Genomic DNA, 20182 nt, shown 5'->3' on the forward strand with positions numbered 1-20182 from the left:
ATTGAACTCTAGAGCATTAACATAAGTTAACAGTGACTTCCACCGTTATTTGTTCGCGTTAAAACCTATTCACGTAATGACTTAAACAGTACAAATACTTTAACCCACCTCTTGGTTAAAACATTTTAAAAAAGCAAATTAAGATAGTTTTTCAGGTTTTTTATCGGTTAGCTCTCGAAGCAGTTTTGGCAACCACTCGGGCTTAAATTGCGCTGGATTTACCTGCGTCATTGCGTTAAGGCTCCACCACTGCCATTGTTGAATTGTATCTTTTTCTTCTTCAGTCCAACGTGCCGCAAAGACCTCATCGTTACTTGAGCATCGAATAAAATAGTACTTTTCTTGCCAAACCGCAGGGATGGAGCGAGCAACTGCATAAATAGCTTCACGCTCTTTCACTACGGGGCCTATTTCTTGCTCCAACCCTGTTTCTTCATAGAGCTCTCTAGCAGCGGCATCTAGGTAAGTCTCATTGCCTTGTAATTCGCCACCAGGCGTTGCCCAGAAAGCTTCATGGTGATGTTCATCCTGATACTAAAATAGCAATAACTCTTGCTTTTCATTGACGATAATTAGTCTTGCACATTGTCTTTCTTTCATTATGTATTCCTAATACCTAGCAAGTAAAAATGAAAAAAGCCCTATGAACAGGGCTTTGCTACTAACACGGTAAACTTATCACGCCGCAACCTGTCCTTTGTGGATCAATCGCTCACAGAGGGCTTGCCACTCGCTAGTTTGCTTTTTGCCTTCAATGCGGCGGCCAAATAGCGTTAATACCGTTTCGCGATTGGCATCAAAAAACTCAATAGAGGTAACCACCGTATTGCCGTTATCCGTGGGTTTTCTGACCACGAATGCGCGGGTCAAATCGTCTGCTTTTATATGCAGGTTAAACTCAGGATCTAAGACGTTAAACCAAGGGCCAACTTGCTTGAGGTTTTCAACCTTCCCAGAGAAGATCTGTACCGCACCTGGGTTGCCAACGAATACCATAATCTCTTGCTTAAACGTTTTTGCTTGCTGAAATATATCAGCAAGTTCAAAGCTCTGTAGCTCAAAGCTCCATGGTGAGCCGACGAGCTCAAGGGCCTGCAAGCGTTCAAAGTTGTATGTCTCTAAAAGCTTTGGAAAATGATGGACATCTTCAAGCTCACTCCACTGGCTCCTAAAGTTATCTAGTTGCTCAGCGCTCGGCGAGGTAATTACAGGCTCCACAAGTTCAAATGGCTTAACGCTAAAAGAGCGCTGTGATGTTAGTTGATAGCGCGCTTTAATATTCACCAGTTCATTAAAGTCCGACTCAGCCGTGGTATAAACCTTATGTACCGCACGGCCATTTTCATCAAAAAACTGCAAGCTCGTATGACTTTCAGTTTCAACTAAAAATACGCTTTGCCAACGATACAAAAATAGCCGTAAGTCGATACCACCGGGATTAATCGCTATACCACTTAGTTTGCCATTATTGTCTGAAACATAGAGCTTTTCATATAACCCTTTAATTTCATTGACCACGCTGCCGTTACGCGTCAACGCCATCACTTTACCGAGCTTTTTCAGGCTCTTGAGGATATCGGCAAGCTGCGTTTCATCTAAGCGCGTTACTGTGGCAGTCACCGCTTCTTCAAGTTGGGCATTCAATAATTCGGCCTCACTCACGCCCAGTTGCATTGCAGCATCAACGGGCCGTGTCCTTGGCTCACCCGCTAACAAGGTTTTATAGTCTTGAATTAATTGCTTCATGATCTCTCCTTAAAAACGCCAGCTGATCTGGGTTTTAATGTTGCGGCCAAAACCGTAATCGCCTATTCCACCACCGGTACCAGCCATCAGTTTGTATTCTTTGTTAAAAACATTATCGACAGCAACTCTTAGATTAAAGGCAGCATTAATATCCCAACTCGCATATAAATCAGTCAGGGTGTAGCTTTTTTGTGTTTGCGTTGAGTATTGCCTTGTTGCACTGTCCATCACCTGCACGTCACGATCGCCACGCCTGACTATTTGCGTACCAACTTGAACGGCTTGATCAAATAACGAGGCACCTAAATCTAAAGCCATTTTGTCTGCAGGCAAATACCATAAAGGCTTGTTGTCTTGATCTTTGCCGTCTATGTCACTGTAAGAAAAATTGCTGTAAAAGCGTGGTGTTGCAAAGTTTACTTCCAGCTCAATGCCATCTCTATCATTGCTAGCGCGATTAGCATAACGTGGTGCAGGTACGGGGTTGGTCATATTACTGGTGACCGACGTGATTTCATCGTCTACCGAGATATCAAAGTAGATAAAACGCGCAGTTAATGTGTCATTGTCAGTGAGTATGTTATTTGCCTGATAGGTCACGCCAACTTCGGTGTTATTGCAATATTCTACGTCTAACGCTAATCCTGGCTGTCTGCCACCGTATTGATCGTATAACTCGTCAATGAGTGGCGCACGGAAACCTTCTTGGCGGTTTGCAAACACAGCCCACTGTGGTGTCAGTTGGTAATTTACACTCAAAGCACCCGCCCAATCACTGTGTGTCACTTTACTATCTAATGCTGCAAACGCCTGTTGAAATTTAGCTGTTGGTGAGGTGCTATAGCGTTCATAGCGAAGCCCTGCGATCACAGTAAGTTGCTGCCAAGTAAATTCATCTTGGATATACACACCGGAGCGCTTTTGCGTACCACCCGGTTGGGATGTCATCTCAGCGGTGGTTGGAGTCGGACCGTATTGCTCACAAGCATAGGTCTCGTAGTTAAGTTTTAAGCATGGTAATGCTGTCTTTTCACCAATACGCTCTTTGTCGGTATATTGCACACCATAGGTCAAAGTATGTGAGTCCAATACGCTGGTATTCATTACATCCAGAGTGGTGATGTTGTATTCATAGTTTGATTCAATACCGATGTAGTCCTCAAGCATGCCGACACCATCAGATTCAGCCACTTGACTGCTGGTATAACCGGCCTTAGCGCTGAGGTTCAGGTAGGGATTATTTGCAGGGTTGAGTTCATAGCTCAGATTAGTAACGGACTGCTCTACCTCACGGTACACCGTTCCCCATGCGCCTGGATCTGTTGTATTAAACTCGGTTCGCTGGTTATCTGTGGTCTCGGTGTAACTTGCCCCCACAATGGCATCATCACTTAAGAAATATTCCCCTTTTAACAGAACAGAGCTATTTTCGATTGCCGAGTTATCCAAAGTTTCATCGTTAGACAGCTCCCAATCTTCGCTGTCGCGCTTTACAACACCAGCAAGTAGGTCAAGCGAATCATTCGGCCTTGCAAACGCGATCATTGAGGCATTCTTCTGAGCGTTGTTGCTGTCATAACCAAGTTTAATTTTAGCCCCAGCGACTTCACCATCCTGTAAAAAATCAGCGGCGTCTTTTAGCTCAAACTGAACAACACCGCCGAGCGCACCACCGCCATGAAGCACAGTGCTCGTGCCTCGTTTAATGCTTATTGAGCGATATAATTCAGGATCAGTGAACAGGCTACCCATGCGATATTTTTCAAAAGTTTGCAGCATGCCATCAATCGTCACCATCACGTCTTCCGCGTCACTAAAGCCACGAATATTGAACTTATGTCCTGTCGATCTTGGTCCACCATTGGCGGAAACATTAGGAATGGTATCTAAGGTCTCAAATACACTGCTATCTAATTTGCGTTCAATTTGTTCAGCTGAAATAACATTCACCGCTTGTGATGATTGCAATGCGGTTTTTGCGGTACGCGTTGCCGTTACAGTCACTGCATCTAAGTCTGTTTTTACCACTGTCGACTGAGAGCCATCGTTATTTGAAGAAGATGCGGCTTGTACCCAGGTGGCAGAAGTGGCAAGCGCGATAAAAAGGGTTAATTTAGATAAACGCATAAGAATACTCCGAGTGTCGTTATTTTTTACACGCACTTCAACTTTGCCCCTGATCTTCCCTAGTGTTCTAACATAGTGCCGGCCTTTAGTAGACAGGCTCCCCAAGATGAAATGCGATTGTCGTGGCGCAATATAACACACACCAATCTAAATGGTAATTATTTTTATTCGCTTTTAACTATTAAATTCGCTACTTGAATCTCAAGTTTGCTAAGCTGTGCAAAAAGTGATACCAGTGCTTCACTGGGTACTTGTTTATCCACGGCGATATAAATCACCTCTGACTTGTCTAAATGACCAAGCGCTTGTATCAGCGTGTTTTCCGCACTAAACGGCTGCTCGTCTAAGGCATAGGCTATTTGACCATGATTGAACATGACACTCACAACTTTCGGTGTTTTTTCCAGCACAACCTCGCCATTTTTCCCCGCTGTTGGTAAGTTGACCTCCAAGACGTTGAGTTTTACGGCCACACTGAGCAGCAAAAATACAAGGACGATAAAAAGTACATCGAGTAACGCGGTTAAATCAGCGCCTAGGTGCTGAGGTTTGGGTGTTGGCAGCTCAAGCATTATCCGCCTCCACCAAGGTAAATTGGGTATTCATATAAAGCACAAGCTCGCTTTGAAACCGCTCAACCATCGCTTGCAAAACACCATAAATAAGTAAACATGGCATGGCTATCGCCAGTCCCGCCATGGTTGAGTACATGGCTTCCCATAATCCATCCGCTAATAACGCGGGCGTCACCGCTTGCTGAGTTTCGGCAATGGTTTTAAACATCAAGACCAGCCCCCAGACGGTGCCAAAGAGTCCCATTAATGGGCTTAGCGTGCCGATAATGCTTAAGATCACTAACCGCTTACGCCACTCAAAAACATACCCTTGTAACCGCAAAGCGCCAACTGCTTTGCTACGAAAAAAATGGGGTTTACGCTTGATTTCATGAACGGTAAACCAAGCGCGGCTAAGCACCCAAAGCCGCTCAATGATCACTGCAAGCGCAATAACCGACAAACATAAAAATGGCCATTGCATTGGGCCAAGTTGGGAAAACCAAGACTGCATCGTAGTATTACTCTCTAAGAAAGGGAAAATTTAATGGGTACGGTAAATAAGGCTTTTACCGCATTACCATCACGAAAAACTGGATGAAACTGCCATTGTTCAACGTTCTTGCGAGCAGCCACGTCCAAAGATTGATGACCGCTACTTTTAACCAAAGTTAAATTCACGATTTCACCTTTTTGATCCAGCTCAATTTCAAAAATTGTCACGCCTTCAAACCCTCTTCGCTTGGCACGCAGTGGGTAGCTAAGCGCAGGTCTTGGTGCTTTGAATAAAGGTAAAGCATCTAATTTAACAGGAGAGTCATCGGTACTATTTGCTTCACTGAGATGCCTAGCTGAGGCCATTTGCGCCACCTCTTGCCGCGACGTATTTTCTCGTGTTGAGGTAGGCGCTGCCGCTTCGATAGTTTTTTTATTCTCAGTCTCTATGGCTTTGTTAAGCTTTTTAGGTTGTGGCCGCTCATTGGCCTGTTGCTTGGGTTTAGGTACAGGCTTGGCTTTCTGTTCTTGCCTTTGTGGTTTTTTAAGTAAGTGCGTAGTGCCGTTAAAATCAGATGGCACTTGCTCTGCTACCACTTTTGAAGCTGGCTCTTGGGAAGGTTGTGCCGTAAACGAAATCATGAGTGGTTTGGTGACTTTACTCACTTCATTTGCAGCAACGCCTGAGTGCCACACCAGTGCTGAGCTTGCAGGAAATAACCACCACAAGCCATGCAGCAGAGCGGAGACTGTGATGCAGATAATTAATTTCATATTGATAAAAGCAAATGATAACTGTTACTATTCGCAATAAATACTAACAAGTTTGGATTTGTAATGAAAGCTCAAATTACGACACTGCTAACTTCTAGTTTGCTACTACTCACTTCTGTTCTTCAACCTACCTATGCTAATCAAGGTGCCAAAAATATCGTGGTTTCTGGTGGCTCTATCACAGAGATTATTTATGCACTTGGCGAGGAAAATCGTATTGTTGGCGTAGACAGTACTAGCGTCTTCCCTGTTGCTGCGACCGATAAACCACAAATCGGTTACGTAAGAAAAATCAACGTTGAAGGGATCCTTTCCTTGAATCCAGACTTGTTACTCGGCGAGGCCGACACCGGCCCTGACAAGGTATTAAAACAACTTCAGGAGACCGGACTCCCCACCTATATTTTCAGTGATAACGATGATCTTGCTGGTGTCGAAGAAAAAATAACAACAATCGCCGAATTACTGGCAGTTAAAGATAAAGGCCAAGCGCTAGTCGAATATATTCAAGCCGACAGAAAAGCCTTAACTCATGTCCTGAAACAAGTGAATAACAAACCTAAGGTATTATTTGTTTTGAGCCTTCGTAGCGGCCAACCAATTGTTGCGGGTGCTGGAAATTCTGCAGATGAGGTTATCAACGCAGCTGGCGGCGTTAATGTTGCAGCACAGCATTTTGACGGTTGGAAGCCGCTCGCAACCGAAGCGGCCATCGCCATGGATCCTGATGTCATCATTAGTATGGGCCGCCATGGCGAGCAAAAAGCGATGGATTTAAGCCAAGTTCCCCACTTTAAGTTCTCAAACGCCGTTAAAAACAACAGGGTTATACTTATCGATGGAACGTATTTACTTGGCATGGGCCCACGCACGCCACAAGCCGTGGTTGAGCTGGCGACCTTACTCCACCCAGACGCCACACTGCCCAAGGGTTACCGATTTCGAGCAGCCCAGTCTGCACCAAAAAATGAGTCTCTGTAATGCTAGCACTCGAGCAATCTTTAATTCCCGCTGAAGTTGCCAGAAAATGGATGTTGTTGGGACTGATTATCGGCTGTATCGTGGTGAGCCTCATTGGCCTTAGCAGCGGCGGGGTGAGCATTAGCTACAGTCGTCTGATGGATATTCTCTTTGCAGGTCAATCAAGTAACTTAGAACACGCGGTGATCTGGCAAATTAGATTACCAAGATTAATGCTCGCAATTGTGGTGGGTGCCGGACTTGGTGCATGCGGCGCCGCAATGCAAGCAGTCTTTAGAAACCCGCTGGCAGATCTAGGGTTAATTGGGATCTCTAGTGGTGCCGCACTTGGTGCAATTAGTACCATCGTACTAGGCTCTACGTTACTCAGTGGATTTGCTGATTATTATGGTATTTACGCCGTGCCAATCGGTGCTTTTCTGGGCTGTCTTGGTGTGTGTAGTTTAATCTACCGTTTATCCAGCCAAGGAAATCGCTTCACAATTGTCAGTTTGTTGTTAGCAGGCATAGCAGTAAACGCCATTGTTGGTGCGGTCATCGGAATACTGACGTTGATCAGCTCAGATCAACAGTTACGCGACCTAACCTTTTGGAGCATGGGATCACTTGCAGGCAATAGTTTCACAACTATCATCCCATCGCTGTGTTTAATGTTGGCTTGCTGCTTTGGTTTTAGCCGCTTAGCTCAACCGCTCAACCTCTATTTACTTGGCGAGCAACAAGCTAGACACCTCGGGGTCGATGTCGTAGGTTTAAAAAAGAAGGTATTTGTTTATACCGCACTGTGCACCGGTGCGGCGGTTGCGCTAACTGGTATTATTGGTTTCGTTGGCTTTATTGTTCCTCACATAGTGCGCTTATTAATCGGCCCAGATCACCGCTATTTATTACCAGCTTCGATGTTGGGTGGGGCAATTTTACTGTGTTTGGCGGACTTGCTCGCGCGCACACTCATTCTCCCATCAGAATTACCGATAGGCCTTATCACCAGCGCTTTAGGAGGCCCTTTTTTCCTGATCATGCTGGTAAAAACGTATCGTATAAAGGAGCTTTAGTATGTTAGAAGCGCATAACGTCAGTGTCCAAGTGGGGCAAAAATTGTTGCTCAAAAACATTGATTTTTCAATCAACCCGGGGGAGTTTGCCGTTGTTCTTGGCCCCAACGGGGCAGGCAAGTCTACCCTACTCAAGGCGCTGTGTGGCGATATTTCTCTATCACAGGGCGATGTCACCTATCATCAACAACGGGTGCAAGACTTAAGTGCCTTGGCACTGTCTCATATCCGCGCCGTACTCACGCAGCAATATGATTGTGAGTTCCCATTTAGCGTGCAAGAGATAGTGGATATGTCGCACTATGTACATCAGCACAATTGTACACCGTACTCGCTTCGTGAGTATTCACAGCAAGCGATGCAAACTTTATCAGTCGAGCATTTAGCAAAGCGGTGCTTTACTCAGCTATCAGGGGGAGAAAAGCAAAGGGTTCAGTTTGCGCGGGTGCTTTGCCAGCTGCTACCTACCTTAGATGCGAACAACCCCTGCTACCTGATGATTGACGAGCCTACTGCAAGCCTAGATCTATATCATCAGTATCAAGTCATGAAGCTAGCTCAGCAAGTAGCTAAGCAGGGGGCTGGCGTAGTCGCAGTGGTACATGACTTAGCTCTCGCTGCGAGCTTTGCCGATAAGGTATATCTGCTACAACAAGGCGAATTGGTTGCCACCGGATCCCCAGAGGAAGTACTCAGTAACGCTCAATTAATGAGTACCTATGGGATTGATGCAGAGATCACGCTTTCAGATATGTTTTTACCAACCCTGGGTGTTACTAAAACGTTTGGACTTGCGGCTGGAAAATAACCTGCACTTAAACAGGCTGGCATACACCAGCCTGTTTAATCAGCTCGCTTAACTCAGCTCCCAACTATGAAGCTAAAATTAAGCAAGTTGCTAGTTACCTCCTAAAGTGATGCCCTTTTACGGGGCGCAAACACCAAATGGCAAGACTAAACAAAATAATAGCAAGCAGCGCCATCGCAGCCACATCTAGGCTGTAAGCAAAACCCGCGACGGCAGACCAAATCGCTACACCAATGTGCATCATGCTCATGGCCAGTGAGATGAGCACACCGCGATGTGCAGGCGAAAGCTCTGAAATATATGCCTGTAATGCCGGAGCACCAATGCCGCCAGCCAATGCCCAAAGTGTCATCAAAACGTATAACGGTATAAGAGAGATACCTTGATACCAATAAAGACCGCTACTAGCGATGAGGCAAACAACCAATGACGCACGCATGACCTGCCGTCCACTTTCAAAATGGGTTGCGAGTTTTGGCATCATCAAGTTTCCAGCAACACTCACTAAGCCTAATAAGGCATACAGTACACCAATAAACCACACTGACAGTGCTTGTGTATCTCGTAAATGCTGCCCAACCAAATTGAACAAACCAATACCACCACCTAAACCAATACACATGGTAAGTAACGCGCCAACAACACCGGGGATTTGCCATAGCTTGACTGATATCTTGGTGCCTTCTACAGCTTTGTCATTTGGGAGCGCACTGCGGTTTACAGTAAGTAATAACGCCACAACCCAAGTAGCGATCCCGAGTGCAACAAAAGCCGCTCGCCACGACATTAAATGCGTTAAAAATGCGCCAAACGCAGGACTTGAGATCATGCCAAGGGTTAAGCCTGCTTGCACCCAACCGATCCGCTTTAGCGCATCTTCACCAGAGCTTGCCGCGATGGCAAATGCAACCGGTAGCATGCCAGCACTGGCAATCCCCGTGATCACACGAGCAACCAACCCCCACTCAAATGAAGTGACAAGCCCTGTCACGATGGAGGCACCACCAAAAACAACGATTGCAGGCAAGATGATAGCGCGGCGCCCTACTTTATCTGAGAGTGCCCCAAATAGCGGAGCCACAATCGCTAGGGCAACGCTGTAAGTGGTAATAAACAGTGTAACTCGCTCAGGCTTTACACCTAATTCGAGTCCAATAGGCTCAAGAATAGGCCCAAGCATCAGCTCATCGGCGCCAACTAAAAACGCAATAAAGGCAAGTAATAAAGTCAATAACATCTCTTCACCCCTTTTTTGCGCAGCAAACGTTTACCTTGCAAGTGTTCAGCAAAGCAAAAGAAATAAAGCCAACATTTAGCTTATCTTTGTACGAGTCACTACCTGACGTCATCAGGTCATTTAAAAGCAAATTCATTAAATTACATCCATAAAAAACGGGAGATCGGCTGTGATACCGACCTCTCGTTTCAAAAAAATTCGAAAACGTGTGCCACTGAATTTCGGGCACAAAAAAGCCGGCGATGAAGTATCATCGCCGGCTTCGTCTTTCCAATCATCAGATACACTGACGCCTCCCACCTTTATTCTGGTAGTCGCCAATGCCTCTGATGAAGATTTAGAAAGTAAGCTCCGAGCAACACTTCATCGTGTTAATGCACGGAGCAGAGCCTTCTAACAAAATTCTTAAATAGGATGTAAAACATCGTGGAAAGATCCAAATTAAAATCGTGCGCCAATTTATACGATGTCGATTAAGTAGTCAATAATCCAAATTGAGATACGTCAACGCAACGATGTGCTAAATAACTGCATCTACGGATTTCGTGTGAGCCGATTGAGCTCTGCAAAGGCCTTGTATTACAAAGCCTTCATCATACATAGCTGCGCCTCTATATTCCAACCTAAGTTACTACAATATGTGTTTCTCTGCGGTGGTAAAAATTGTAACTTTGTGTCGGTCAATACTTTAACTTCTATTTTTATTCCGTATCAATTTTTAGCAAGAAACCAGAAAACGTATTGTCGATCAGCTCTGTTTCTCCTGTCTCAAAATCCAGAAAGACGACCGTATCATTTTGTTTGTCAAAGCAAATGTAGTTGCCAAAGTTATCTATCGCGAAAGCAGCCAGTTTTGCGGAGATCTCAGAGACAGCTTGGTTTAACTTAATGATGTTTTCTACATCAGTGGGGTTAAATGACAAAAAGGACTTTATCGTTCTTTCTTGCGATGTACTGGTACTGAATACACTCACAGGAGGTCGACTGCCATTGTATTTCTTAACAAAGTCGATATAGGAATCGACAAAGTTGTAGCCTAATTTTTCTTGAGCGTCAGGAATGAGACCTTCCGCTGCCAAAGGTTTGATGTAACGCCATTCTTTCATTTTTAAAATCCTCTATATCAACGGTTTTCTTTTCCGCCGCCCCAAATGGCTTTGCCACCAGTATGACGGTTATTTTGATGATCTTCCGTGCTAATCAGCTGCATTTCGCCATACTCTTCACTGTGATGCCAAGTATAACCATCTGGGGTTTCACCATTCTCAATCTGCTCAAGCTGTTCATCGTTGAACTGCATTGCAAAATCAGGATCACTTTGAACCTTTTCTTTTAGCTCTTGGTTTGCAAATTTAGCTTGTTCAGAATCTGTCGCTTGGATCAGTTCCTCGGGAAGTTGTATATCAATTGCGCTTTCGAATTGAGGGAACACGCCTTCAACTTCAATGCCATTGACTTCAATTGTCCGGCGTACATATTCAACGCCATCTTCACCTATTTGACCTTCTTTACTTTCATTAATTGTTTTTATGTAAATTTTTCCATTTTCATCGATAGTAGCATTTTCAATTAAATTTTCTGAGCAGCCGAGTTTTTCTCGATAAAAGTCCTTTTCCTGTTGTGTCAAAGGTCGAGTTTCACTTTCTTTACACTCAAGCTTAAAGTCTGCCGTTTTCAAAATAGGACGGTCTAGTTCACTTAAATCGATATTTACTGGGTTAATATGCTCTAATGTTTTTGACAGCTCGGGTTGAAGCTTATCTGCAATCTCTTTTGGTATAAATAAATCCTTCATAATGCAACGTCCGTCTTAGCAAACTGTCTCCACTCTGAGTAGAGTTTCATGTATATCTCTCCATTCGGGACTAATGATCTCAGTAAAGGCTGGATGATCATAATCACTTGCTCCTGAGCCGCATTGTTAAACTTCTCCAATACCAGCATTTGGAGACGAGAATGTATTTGTTCTACGTTCTTTGCCTTACAAATAACGCTCTCTAACTGATGTTTACAATCCAACAAATGAGGTACTAAAAATGCAAAGTCGCGGAAAACAAGATCTGTCAGACCAGAACGCAAATACTGTCTGAGTCGAACTTTCATTGTCGTTGGCAAATTACTTCGGAAGAGAGTTTCTGCCAATTGCTCCCCATTCGTTTCTGACTCCACTTGATTGTATTCACTCAAAAGATGAGTGACTAAATTAAAGCGAAACGACATTTCACTCATCGTGTTAGTTGGCACTGCTTGATACTGGTAGGAGCTTTCTTGCCCAGAAAAACGGCTGACTTTACATAATACAGCTTCGAGCCATTCATTCTGATACACCACCGCAACCCCTCGAGGCAAGCGGGCCATTTCGTCAACTTGCTCATCCGTTAGTGCTGCAGATTTCCCTGCCAACAAGCGGTCTGCTTCATCTGGCAAACGCATCAAGATTTTCGTGTTGGTATTGCGGATAGCTGAAATATGTACCGCTGACGGTGATTGATCCGCGATGATAAAGCCTTCGCCATACGTTCGCATTTCTGCGATGGCATTCGACAGCATTTCAACTGATTTCTCCGCAACGCTGCCGCCTTCTGCTCCCCCTGTTGATTGGTTTGCTCGCAAGATATTGTGAGCTTCTTCCAACACAGTAATGTGTTTGAGAGGCTGGTTCATGAGCATTTGTTCAGCACGGTATTCACCAAGTCGAATGATTAACAGCCCCATCAACAGCGATTTGGTTTCTTGCGACCCGACTCGACTCAAATCAATGATGACATTGCGGTCTAACAGGTCGGCATTGCTGATTTCATCAGCAGCAAAGATATGGCCGTTCAGTCCGTTAACCATTGATCGCACACGCGTGACTAATGCACCTGTATAGTTGCTCTTCATTTCGTCCGAGTAAGCCGATTGGGCGATGACGGACTCTAGCTGCATAAGCAAATCGGCAAACGTCGGGAACAACGGAGAACTGAGTGTTGACGTTGAGTCACGCAAATCCCACCCACAGGCCTCATAACTTCTCAGCACTGCATCTTTGAGAATGGCAGGCATTGCGGCATACATTGGCCAGCAGACGTTAAACACTTCAATCAAGCGATCCACATGCTCAAGGACATGGGTTTGTTCAGGGAAAGAAAACGGATTGATTTTCAGCAGTTCTGTAAATCGATCATTTGTGCCCAAAACACGCACATCTGGGCGATTTCCAAAGACGTGCTTGTACTCGCCCTTTGCAGGCTCAATGACCAAGAATGGAATGTCTTGTTGTATTGCTTGATCCAGTAGCGCGTAAACCGTATTGCTTTTGCCTGAACCTGTTGAACCAGTGATCAGGGTGTGGCTTGTTAGTTGGTCAAGGTCTAATTCCACAGTTTGTGGCAAGTCGGTCCATAAGTGACGTACTTGGCCCAATGATATAGTTCGCGAGTTTGTGCTAGTGACATCAGCATTCAGCGTCTGCACTTTCCGGCCAAATGCGGCGGTTTCTTGCACCACGACGGTAGATGTAGAACGACGAGGAAGGCTTAGCTGTAGCGCCATCTCCTTGCTCGATACCAAGGTAGCAGGAGTGAGGTAGGGGATGTGAGTATTCCCTGCAAAACTCGGTTCAAGTCGAGGGTGCATGAGCTGCCCCAGCCATTGTGTTATTGCATTGGCTTTTTTGCCGGTCCATGTGGTCAGAGCAAAATCTTCCATGGACGACTGAGTTCCGCGGGTGAGGCCCAAGAAAATGCTAGACAAAGCTTCACTGGAGGCTGCGCTGTCACTGACAAAGTAAGCGGTACTGAGCCAGCCACCGTGGCTTTTTGCCTCGTTGATACGATTTAGATGGTGGTCGACCTTCTCCAGCATATTCAAAATGCCTTTGTCCGCTGTCTCAAAACTCACTTGTTGTGTTGAGCCGTGGGTCTGCGTTAGGCCTTTGGTGTTGGTCGTGCTATGTGTGTCTGTTTCTGTTGTTGTGGTACTGGTTGCCGTCGACTGGTTAGTCGAATGACTGCTGCTTTCACTTGTTGAGGTAGATTCAGAGGAGCCGATTGTGTCTGTTGTTTGAAACATGCTCGCAACTTGCCCACCAACTTGTCCGCCAATCATTACCCCTAATGGCCCAGCGAAGATACCTGCTGCAGATCCTAGAGCCATGGCTCCCATTCCAATTATTTTATCCTTTTTGTTTGGCGAGGATTTACTTTCATTGGTGGTGTGAGAACGGGAAACCGATGTTGTTGTACTTTCACTGGTACCTGTTGTTTCGGTCAGCCCGAGGCTTTCTCCCAAAGAGTGGCTCAGTCCTTCGCTGATGCTGAGGTTAATAGCATCGCTGTCCTGAATGCCATAGCTGTATTGGCGATTTGACAGAGCGGAAAGCTGGGTCGCCACCTGCTCATATCCTGTACGTACGGTATTCAATGCTTGCATAGAAACGGGCTCAGCGAGGATCAGCCCCTCATAAGTGCGGTTTTCTGCCGCATCGATAAAACGCTCTAGCCCTTGCATAAAATGAGTCTGGTCTTCTGTAGAAAGACCAGGCACACTGCTGACTGCGGTAACTGTTTTACTCGAACTTTCTTCACTAAGTCCATTTAATAATGCATCTACCTGCGCACCGTTTAACGAAGTCAATTTGCTACCTGGGAAATGCCCTTTGAAGGTTTCTTGCAACAAATCTCCTGAGTTTTGGCCCAACATTTTCCCGGGATCACCACGTGTACCAATGTAGAGCAGTGTCTCGTTTCCATCAGATTTTAAGAAAAGGAACACTGAGTATCCCGCTGCTCCCAATGCAGTGTAAGCTGCGGTGGTACTTTCTAGCACCGATTGCTTGTTTTCCTGAATCAAACGTTCCACACGGAAAATGCGTACATCGCCACCACGGTTAAGTGGAAGGCTTTGTTGGTTTTCCACTGGCAACACATTGTAGTGTTTAAGTTCAGCAAGATAACTTTTGTTAACCAATGCATGCGCAGTAGATAGCGTCGTCAGCGCCTCTTGCTGTGCGGGAAGCAACTCGGTAAGAGAAGTAAGTTGTTCCCTTTCAGTCGTTGATAGATTCATTCTAAGCCCCACTAAACAATTACAGCCAGAATGACTAAGGCGATGGCTGCCACCGCACCACCAATCAACAACAAGGATTTCAGAACGTTGTTCTCAGGTTTAGACTCAGGGCGATAAGTGCTGCCCGTCGATGGTTGATCTCGATGCAGGGTCGATTGCTTCGGTGCGTGTTGTGGCGGAGTTTTCGGCAATGTTGCAGGTCGGGCGCCATCTTGTGCAATCGTAAATACATGCTCACGCACTGCGACCAAATGGCGAATGCGTTCCAAAGAGAAGTTGGAAGATGCATACACTTCTTGCATATGGTAATAGTCTTTGCTCCAACTAGTAGCGTCAAAATCCATCTTTTGGGAGTAGGCATTCTCTTCGTAGGTTACAAATAGATTTGGATGTTTAGAAAGAGTAAATGCAATAGCTTGACACAATGCGACAGTCGATAGACGTTTATCATTCATCTCCATGAACAATGCGACGCGTATGGTCGAAATGTCGTCATTTTCAATGCAATTGTTCAACGAGCGTGATGGAGTGAAGCCTGTTGAATCAACAGATGAAAAATCAGTGGTCATTGTGTTTTCCTTTGTACTTTTTGCTTCTTCGTGGCTTGTTGTCGAACTGGAGACGGGGTGGGAAAAACCAGCGATACCTCGTTCCGTTAAGTGACTTTTCACCTGAATAAGGTGCTCTAATCGTTCCAAACAGAAATTTTCTTCTGCCATATGGAGTTGCAAGGAAAAATAAGCCCCCCCCTCACGTTCCCATTTATAACTGTCTTCACTAATTGGATCTGTGGTGGTATTGGTTCGGTATTCTTCGAAAAGCGCGAGTTTGTCACCAGGCAGAGCTGACAATATTTGGCGGAGCAACTCCGCTTTAAAATCTCTGCTTTTTACAAAGTTGATGATTTTCGCTTTAAACTCTGCGGCTGTTAGATTTGGCGCAACAAGCTCCGTGGATGCTGTCATGGTATTTGGCCTCCAAAAACCCATTGATGTTCTCAGTGGGTCAGTAACGGGTTAAAACAGTAAGATGGCTTCCAGCTCTTGCTTGATAGCGCGAATCTCGTCGATATCAGTTTTTGCTTGAGCGATGGCGTTCTCGCGCTGAGTTTGGTTTTTAACTTTTTGTTCTAGATCGGCGAGAATGGCAGCAAACTTGGTGCTAAATTCGTCTTCTAAGAATGCGAGGTAGTTATCAATCAACTTGTCCTTATCCTCTCTGATGCGTTTGATGGCGTCGTCTTTTAAGGATACAAATTGGGCACGAATTGGGATAACCCGCTCTTTCCAAAGCTCTTGAAGATCAACGTATTCTTCTTCACTGTACACTTCCACTTCGCGGGTTCGCCCCCAAGAAAAAGGGTTGTACCACTTGGAATCTTTGACGGTTCTATAACCGCTTACCACTGACCTTTTGCTGATATCGCTTTGATTGAGTTCGATATCAAGAGAAATAGCAGTGATGCTGTGTTTTAGAGCCTGAAAGACGGGAAGCTCAAGTGTGCTGCTTTCAGGGAATAATGTAGCAATATGGTCTAGATACTCTTGATGTAACTTTTCCTTAATAACCTCTTGTGAGTGCACAAATGCCTGCTCGTATTCGTTGATAAATCGATTGAACTTAAATGTAATCTCACTTGAGGTCATGTCGAGCATGGATTCAGCGTCTCGGATAGTGCTGTCGCCATTATAATGCTCACCTAGTTCTTCGACCGTTGAAAAAGCTTGCTTTTCCAACATGTTCAAAGTGTCGTGGACGGCTTCTGGCAGGTCTCGACCTTCTTGTTTGAGTTGCTCTTTATAGGCTTGTGTATTGAAGCCCTGATCACGACGCGCTTTCAGGCTGTGAATTTCTGACTGCAGTATCGAAAGCGCTTGCTCATCAATCTCCAGTTGTTTGATTAACTCAGCCTCTTGCATTCCACGCTCGATAGCCGCAGACATGGCCAAATGCGCACGGTTTAGTCGCATTGGGAAACTGTATTTATTGATGTACTCATCGATAACAGCTTCAACACCCGGTAAGCCACTATTGAGCAAAGCACGCCACATGGTTTTGTCTTGCAACGCTTCATCATGTTGCGCTTTTTCCTGCATCGCAGACATTGCAGAGGTGCTTACCGACATATATTGCGGGAACGCCATGCTTGGCTCTTCGAGCAGCAGGTCGGCAATATTTGTTTTGTCGTTACGCTCTGCACGAGTTAATTCACCTTGCTTACGCAGCAGGTAGGCCATACGTGCGGACACAGGGAAGAGGTTAGGATCGTGAATGTCGTTCTTTTCGAGGTAGCTTTTCACGCGATTTAGCGCTTCTTCAATGTTCTCACCGCGTTCGGGGTCAAACATGTCCATCTTGTTTACCACAAACAGGAAACGGTCCTTACTTTGTTTACCGCCTTTGCTCATTGTGTCAGCAACAAGTCTTAGCAACAGAGCATCATCGTTAGTGCCCAACTGTGTTGCATTCAACACATAGATAATGAGTGGATTACGCTTTGAATCCTGGATAAATCCTAATGTCGTGCGCTGGTGTTCAGGATCTTGACTGTTATTCGGTCCTGGGGTGTCGGTCAGTACGAGACGGACATTGTTGTTTTCTTTGATCGCGCGGATATTGCCGTTCAACGCGATGGTTTTAGTTTCATTGTCATCGTTCCACGCCTTCATTGTTTCCAAGTCAACGGCGTCATTACACTCAATGCGATTGCTATTGCTGTTGAAACGTTCGCCGTAAAAAGCGTCGCCTTGGGTTTTGTTGTCGAAAATGTGGGCAATAGTCGCAGTGGTTGCTTCATTCGCTGCCGGCAGCAAGTCTTGTCCCAGCATCGCGTTAATAAAGGTGGATTTGCCTGAAGACATGGTGGCGACCACATACGCGTCAAAATCATTGTTCAATGCATCTTCGAAGTCTTGCTTGGCTTTTAAATCGCTATTCGCTAGGTAGTCGGCAAACTTTGATGACTCTTTGCTGACACGTGTCATTAGCGATTTGATTTTTTCCAGTCGCTCTTCAGCAGGCGATACAGGATTGAACTTCAGCTCAACACACATGCCTTTTTGGATTGCATTGTTGGCAGCTTCTTTAATGTCATTGAAATCCGATTCTACGCCGGTGAATTCAATAAAGAAGTCTTTGCTGCCGTTAAAAAGCGCCTGCAAGTCATCAAAAATCTGTTCTACCCACAGTTGGAGGCGCTTAGCGCTATATGTCGTGATGTTGGAGCTTTCAGATGGTGAGTGACCATTAATGAGAAATTCGGTTTCTACTAAAAATGGGTTATGTGTTATAGCAATGTGATTCATAGTAAAGTGTCGTTTTTATATGAGATAAATTGTTTTAGTCAGGCAGTATTTACGCTGCGCCCATGATGAGAGCGTTCACCGTGCTTAAGCCGGTGTAGTCAACGAAGGCATTCAGCTCTTCTTTGCTCATCGCGGGGAATTTTCCTTTCGAAATTCTTGCGAGCCTTTTTCGCACATTCTTTTTCAGCATTTGGGGAGCGGCAGCCGCACTGTTGAAGTGGAAGGGTTTTTCTCGAAAACGCTCTAATTCAGTGCGGAGGATATTTCGCTCGGCGCGCCCAAGATCAAGGTGATTGAGCGATTTTTTCGCTATCAATGCAGACTGTGCCATGAGCGGTATGATCTTGGTTTTCTTGTAGCCCAGACCTTCCAGATATGTGCGCGCGAGAGACACATAATGCTTAGCGGTCTCGCCTTTTTCTTCATCTAGAGCGTCTACTTTATTCAATGCAAAGATGATGGATTGTTTTGGATTGATTTCTCGTATCGTGCGAATGATCTCCGCATCATCTGTTGTGCCGAGTTGCGTGGCATTTAGCACGTAAAGAATCGGACTTTTCGGGTAAGTCTTTATCGCACGAATAAACTGTTCCTTGTGGCGGTCGTCCCTACTGTTATTCGCTCCTGGAGTGTCAATCAGGGTGTAGCCTGCCAACATTGAGTGTAATTTGCTCCCCGAATGAGGAATGACAACATCAAAAGCACTGATTTCATCCGAACGGTTCCATGCTCTTATTTGTTCTGCGCAAAGTGTGTTGCTCGATGCAACGATGGAACCTGAGTGGGAATAAGCCTTTGCGCCCGGCTTCGCCCTCGTCTTCGCACCAACGGTTATACTTGCGACTTTGGCTGTCGTCGCTTCATTGCCAGCTGGCAGTAATTCTTGACCGAGAAGTGCATTAATAAGGGAAGATTTTCCTGCACTCATAGAGGCTGCAAAGAGTATATATTTCGTTTTGTTTTTCATAACACTGCGCTTTCAATTTCGCTACTTGTTTGGGCTATCCAGGACGTTAGATTTTCTCGGATATAGCCATCGAGTTCACTCGGGGAGATAACGCGAATATTGGGTATCCAATATTGAATAATCGGAACTATTTGGTTGTACTGCCATGCAGAGGAGGAAATGACGAGTGAGCCGTCCTGTCGCTTCTCGATGATTTTTTGTTTTGGTAGAAGGACTTTGCGTTCAAAGTAAAACGCAACATCTCGCGACACTTCCAATGTTACGTTAAAAATAGGGTGTCCAAACCAAATAGTGTCTTGTTCTTTGATTTTCTCGACAACTGACGGGTCATAATCGAAGTGCTCTTTTTGGACACACACGAACTTGATGCGTGCAAGAGAGAAAGTCTTTAATACACCTTCAGACATGGCTGCTAAATACCAACTGCCGTGGCTATAAACCATGAGGTATGGCGAGACTGTTCGTGATTTTTCTTTGTATAAGAAGCTAACGGTCTGTCTATTTTTAATCGCAGTCTCAAAGGAACTATGAAGCGATGATATAAAATCCACCTCAAGAGATTGTTCTTGAAAGTGATAACAGTCACTGGTCGAGTCATTAATAATACGACGAAGAAACTGAGCAGCTTTCAGTGGAAACGCTTTTTTAAGTCCAATGGCGTCAATTAAGCGGACAAGATCTTTTTCGTTATATTGGCCTTTAGCGGATGCCGAAAGTAGGTAATTGCCTGTATCAGGACAACGTTCGAGTATAGCACACAGCCGATTAAAATCTCGGCGAATTGTTTTAGTGCTGACTTGATACTTTTCAGCCAACTCATCAATATTTAGTGAATGCCCAGCATAAGCCATGGCAGTGATATCAGCTAAACGATTTGCAAGAATATTGCTCTTCATAAAATTTGAATCTAGTCCCTTACTTAATATTACGTATGTTACAGCAGAATTGAGACAGGTTGTGTCTTTTGGAAAGTCTAATTGTTCATTTTTCTCTGTTTAGTTTTAAGACAGAGGAATTTGCTCAATACTAACCACCAATTAATAAGTCAAAGACATTGGCTATTATTAAATAATAATATTTTACA

16 protein-coding genes and 1 pseudogene are annotated in these 20182 nt (G+C 44.9%); 3 read left to right on the forward strand and 14 right to left on the reverse strand.

The window, feature by feature from the left end; genetic code table 11:
• Nucleotides 1-138: 138 nt before the first annotated feature.
• From NO992_RS10840 to NO992_RS10865, 6 genes and pseudogenes are all read right to left on the reverse strand, one after another.
• A pseudogene (locus tag NO992_RS10840) lies at nt 139-507 on the reverse strand (NUDIX domain-containing protein); the annotation flags it as partial.
• Nucleotides 508-678: 171 nt separating this feature from the next.
• Nucleotides 679-1746, reverse strand: a complete 1068-nt coding sequence (locus NO992_RS10845) for a ChuX/HutX family heme-like substrate-binding protein (RefSeq protein ID WP_371376945.1) — start codon at nt 1744-1746, stop codon at nt 679-681.
• A 9-nt stretch (nt 1747-1755) separates the two neighbouring features.
• Nucleotides 1756-3873, reverse strand: coding sequence for a TonB-dependent receptor domain-containing protein (locus NO992_RS10850; protein ID WP_371376948.1), 2118 nt, complete (start codon nt 3871-3873; stop codon nt 1756-1758).
• 164 nt (nt 3874-4037) lie between these two features.
• The gene (locus tag NO992_RS10855; protein ID WP_371376951.1) at nt 4038-4445 is read right to left on the reverse strand and encodes a biopolymer transporter ExbD; all 408 of its coding nucleotides are present in this window, start codon (nt 4443-4445) and stop codon (nt 4038-4040) included.
• On the reverse strand, nt 4438-4941 hold the full coding sequence (locus NO992_RS10860; RefSeq protein WP_010370061.1) for a MotA/TolQ/ExbB proton channel family protein: 504 nt from the start codon (nt 4939-4941) through the stop codon (nt 4438-4440). Before NO992_RS10860 ends, NO992_RS10855 begins: the two co-directional genes overlap by 8 nt.
• Before the next feature lie 14 nt (nt 4942-4955).
• Nucleotides 4956-5696 (reverse strand): energy transducer TonB, encoded by a 741-nt coding sequence (locus NO992_RS10865; RefSeq protein WP_371376954.1) that lies wholly within the window; start codon nt 5694-5696, stop codon nt 4956-4958.
• 63 nt (nt 5697-5759) lie between these two features.
• Here NO992_RS10865 and NO992_RS10870 point away from each other — a divergent pair, with 63 nt between their 5' ends.
• Genes NO992_RS10870 through NO992_RS10880 form a run of 3 tightly spaced genes read left to right on the forward strand, consistent with a single transcriptional unit; the run spans nt 5760 to nt 8540 of the window.
• Entirely contained in the window at nt 5760-6677 is a 918-nt protein-coding gene (locus NO992_RS10870) for a hemin ABC transporter substrate-binding protein (RefSeq protein WP_253106136.1), read from the forward strand.
• The gene (locus tag NO992_RS10875; protein ID WP_371376957.1) at nt 6677-7732 is read left to right on the forward strand and encodes a FecCD family ABC transporter permease; all 1056 of its coding nucleotides are present in this window, start codon (nt 6677-6679) and stop codon (nt 7730-7732) included. Before NO992_RS10870 ends, NO992_RS10875 begins: the two co-directional genes overlap by 1 nt.
• A gap of 1 nt (nt 7733) precedes the next feature.
• Nucleotides 7734-8540 (forward strand): heme ABC transporter ATP-binding protein, encoded by an 807-nt coding sequence (locus NO992_RS10880; protein ID WP_371376960.1) that lies wholly within the window; start codon nt 7734-7736, stop codon nt 8538-8540.
• 94 nt (nt 8541-8634) lie between these two features.
• Here the strand turns inward: NO992_RS10880 and NO992_RS10885 are convergent, their stop codons facing one another.
• The 8 genes from NO992_RS10885 to NO992_RS10920 all read right to left on the reverse strand — a co-directional run bounded on the left by NO992_RS10885 (nt 8635) and on the right by NO992_RS10920 (nt 19994).
• Nucleotides 8635-9777 carry an MFS transporter gene (locus NO992_RS10885; protein ID WP_371376963.1) on the reverse strand — a complete coding sequence of 381 codons (1143 nt, stop codon included), beginning with the start codon at nt 9775-9777 and terminating at the stop codon, nt 8635-8637.
• Nucleotides 9778-10478: 701 nt separating this feature from the next.
• Nucleotides 10479-10883, reverse strand: a complete 405-nt coding sequence (locus NO992_RS10890) for an SMI1/KNR4 family protein (RefSeq protein ID WP_371376966.1) — start codon at nt 10881-10883, stop codon at nt 10479-10481.
• A gap of 17 nt (nt 10884-10900) precedes the next feature.
• On the reverse strand, nt 10901-11572 hold the full coding sequence (locus tag NO992_RS10895; protein WP_371376969.1) for an HNH endonuclease: 672 nt from the start codon (nt 11570-11572) through the stop codon (nt 10901-10903).
• A complete protein-coding gene (locus NO992_RS10900; RefSeq protein WP_371376972.1) occupies nt 11569-14826 on the reverse strand; it encodes an ATP-binding protein in 3258 nt (1085 codons plus the stop codon). Before NO992_RS10900 ends, NO992_RS10895 begins: the two co-directional genes overlap by 4 nt.
• A gap of 11 nt (nt 14827-14837) precedes the next feature.
• The gene (locus tag NO992_RS10905; protein WP_371376974.1) at nt 14838-15791 is read right to left on the reverse strand and encodes a hypothetical protein; all 954 of its coding nucleotides are present in this window, start codon (nt 15789-15791) and stop codon (nt 14838-14840) included.
• Between the two features lie 51 nt (nt 15792-15842).
• On the reverse strand, nt 15843-18131 hold the full coding sequence (locus tag NO992_RS10910) for a dynamin family protein (RefSeq protein WP_371376977.1): 2289 nt from the start codon (nt 18129-18131) through the stop codon (nt 15843-15845).
• A 49-nt stretch (nt 18132-18180) separates the two neighbouring features.
• Entirely contained in the window at nt 18181-19098 is a 918-nt protein-coding gene (locus tag NO992_RS10915; protein ID WP_371376980.1) for a dynamin family protein, read from the reverse strand.
• Nucleotides 19095-19994, reverse strand: a complete 900-nt coding sequence (locus NO992_RS10920; protein WP_371376983.1) for a helix-turn-helix transcriptional regulator — start codon at nt 19992-19994, stop codon at nt 19095-19097. Before NO992_RS10920 ends, NO992_RS10915 begins: the two co-directional genes overlap by 4 nt.
• Nucleotides 19995-20182 lie beyond the last annotated feature (188 nt).

Source organism: Pseudoalteromonas sp. DY56-GL79 (assembly GCF_041414765.1).
GTDB classification, from domain to species: Bacteria; Pseudomonadota; Gammaproteobacteria; order Enterobacterales; family Alteromonadaceae; genus Pseudoalteromonas; species Pseudoalteromonas piscicida.

Excerpts from the sequence above, each read along its gene's own strand:
- NO992_RS10845 (WP_371376945.1), bottom strand. The coding sequence starts at position 1,746 with ATGAAGCAATTAATTCAAGACTATAAAACCTTGTTAGCGGGTGAGCCA.
- NO992_RS10850 (WP_371376948.1), bottom strand. The coding sequence starts at position 3,873 with ATGCGTTTATCTAAATTAACCCTTTTTATCGCGCTTGCCACTTCTGCC.
- NO992_RS10855 (WP_371376951.1), bottom strand. The coding sequence starts at position 4,445 with ATGCTTGAGCTGCCAACACCCAAACCTCAGCACCTAGGCGCTGATTTA.
- NO992_RS10860 (WP_010370061.1), bottom strand. The coding sequence starts at position 4,941 with ATGCAGTCTTGGTTTTCCCAACTTGGCCCAATGCAATGGCCATTTTTA.
- NO992_RS10865 (WP_371376954.1), bottom strand. The coding sequence starts at position 5,696 with ATGAAATTAATTATCTGCATCACAGTCTCCGCTCTGCTGCATGGCTTG.
- NO992_RS10870 (WP_253106136.1), top strand. The coding sequence starts at position 5,760 with ATGAAAGCTCAAATTACGACACTGCTAACTTCTAGTTTGCTACTACTC.
- NO992_RS10875 (WP_371376957.1), top strand. The coding sequence starts at position 6,677 with ATGCTAGCACTCGAGCAATCTTTAATTCCCGCTGAAGTTGCCAGAAAA.
- NO992_RS10880 (WP_371376960.1), top strand. The coding sequence starts at position 7,734 with ATGTTAGAAGCGCATAACGTCAGTGTCCAAGTGGGGCAAAAATTGTTG.
- NO992_RS10885 (WP_371376963.1), bottom strand. The coding sequence starts at position 9,777 with ATGTTATTGACTTTATTACTTGCCTTTATTGCGTTTTTAGTTGGCGCC.
- NO992_RS10890 (WP_371376966.1), bottom strand. The coding sequence starts at position 10,883 with ATGAAAGAATGGCGTTACATCAAACCTTTGGCAGCGGAAGGTCTCATT.
- NO992_RS10895 (WP_371376969.1), bottom strand. The coding sequence starts at position 11,572 with ATGAAGGATTTATTTATACCAAAAGAGATTGCAGATAAGCTTCAACCC.
- NO992_RS10900 (WP_371376972.1), bottom strand. The coding sequence starts at position 14,826 with ATGAATCTATCAACGACTGAAAGGGAACAACTTACTTCTCTTACCGAG.
- NO992_RS10905 (WP_371376974.1), bottom strand. The coding sequence starts at position 15,791 with ATGACAGCATCCACGGAGCTTGTTGCGCCAAATCTAACAGCCGCAGAG.
- NO992_RS10910 (WP_371376977.1), bottom strand. The coding sequence starts at position 18,131 with ATGAATCACATTGCTATAACACATAACCCATTTTTAGTAGAAACCGAA.
- NO992_RS10915 (WP_371376980.1), bottom strand. The coding sequence starts at position 19,098 with ATGAAAAACAAAACGAAATATATACTCTTTGCAGCCTCTATGAGTGCA.
- NO992_RS10920 (WP_371376983.1), bottom strand. The coding sequence starts at position 19,994 with ATGAAGAGCAATATTCTTGCAAATCGTTTAGCTGATATCACTGCCATG.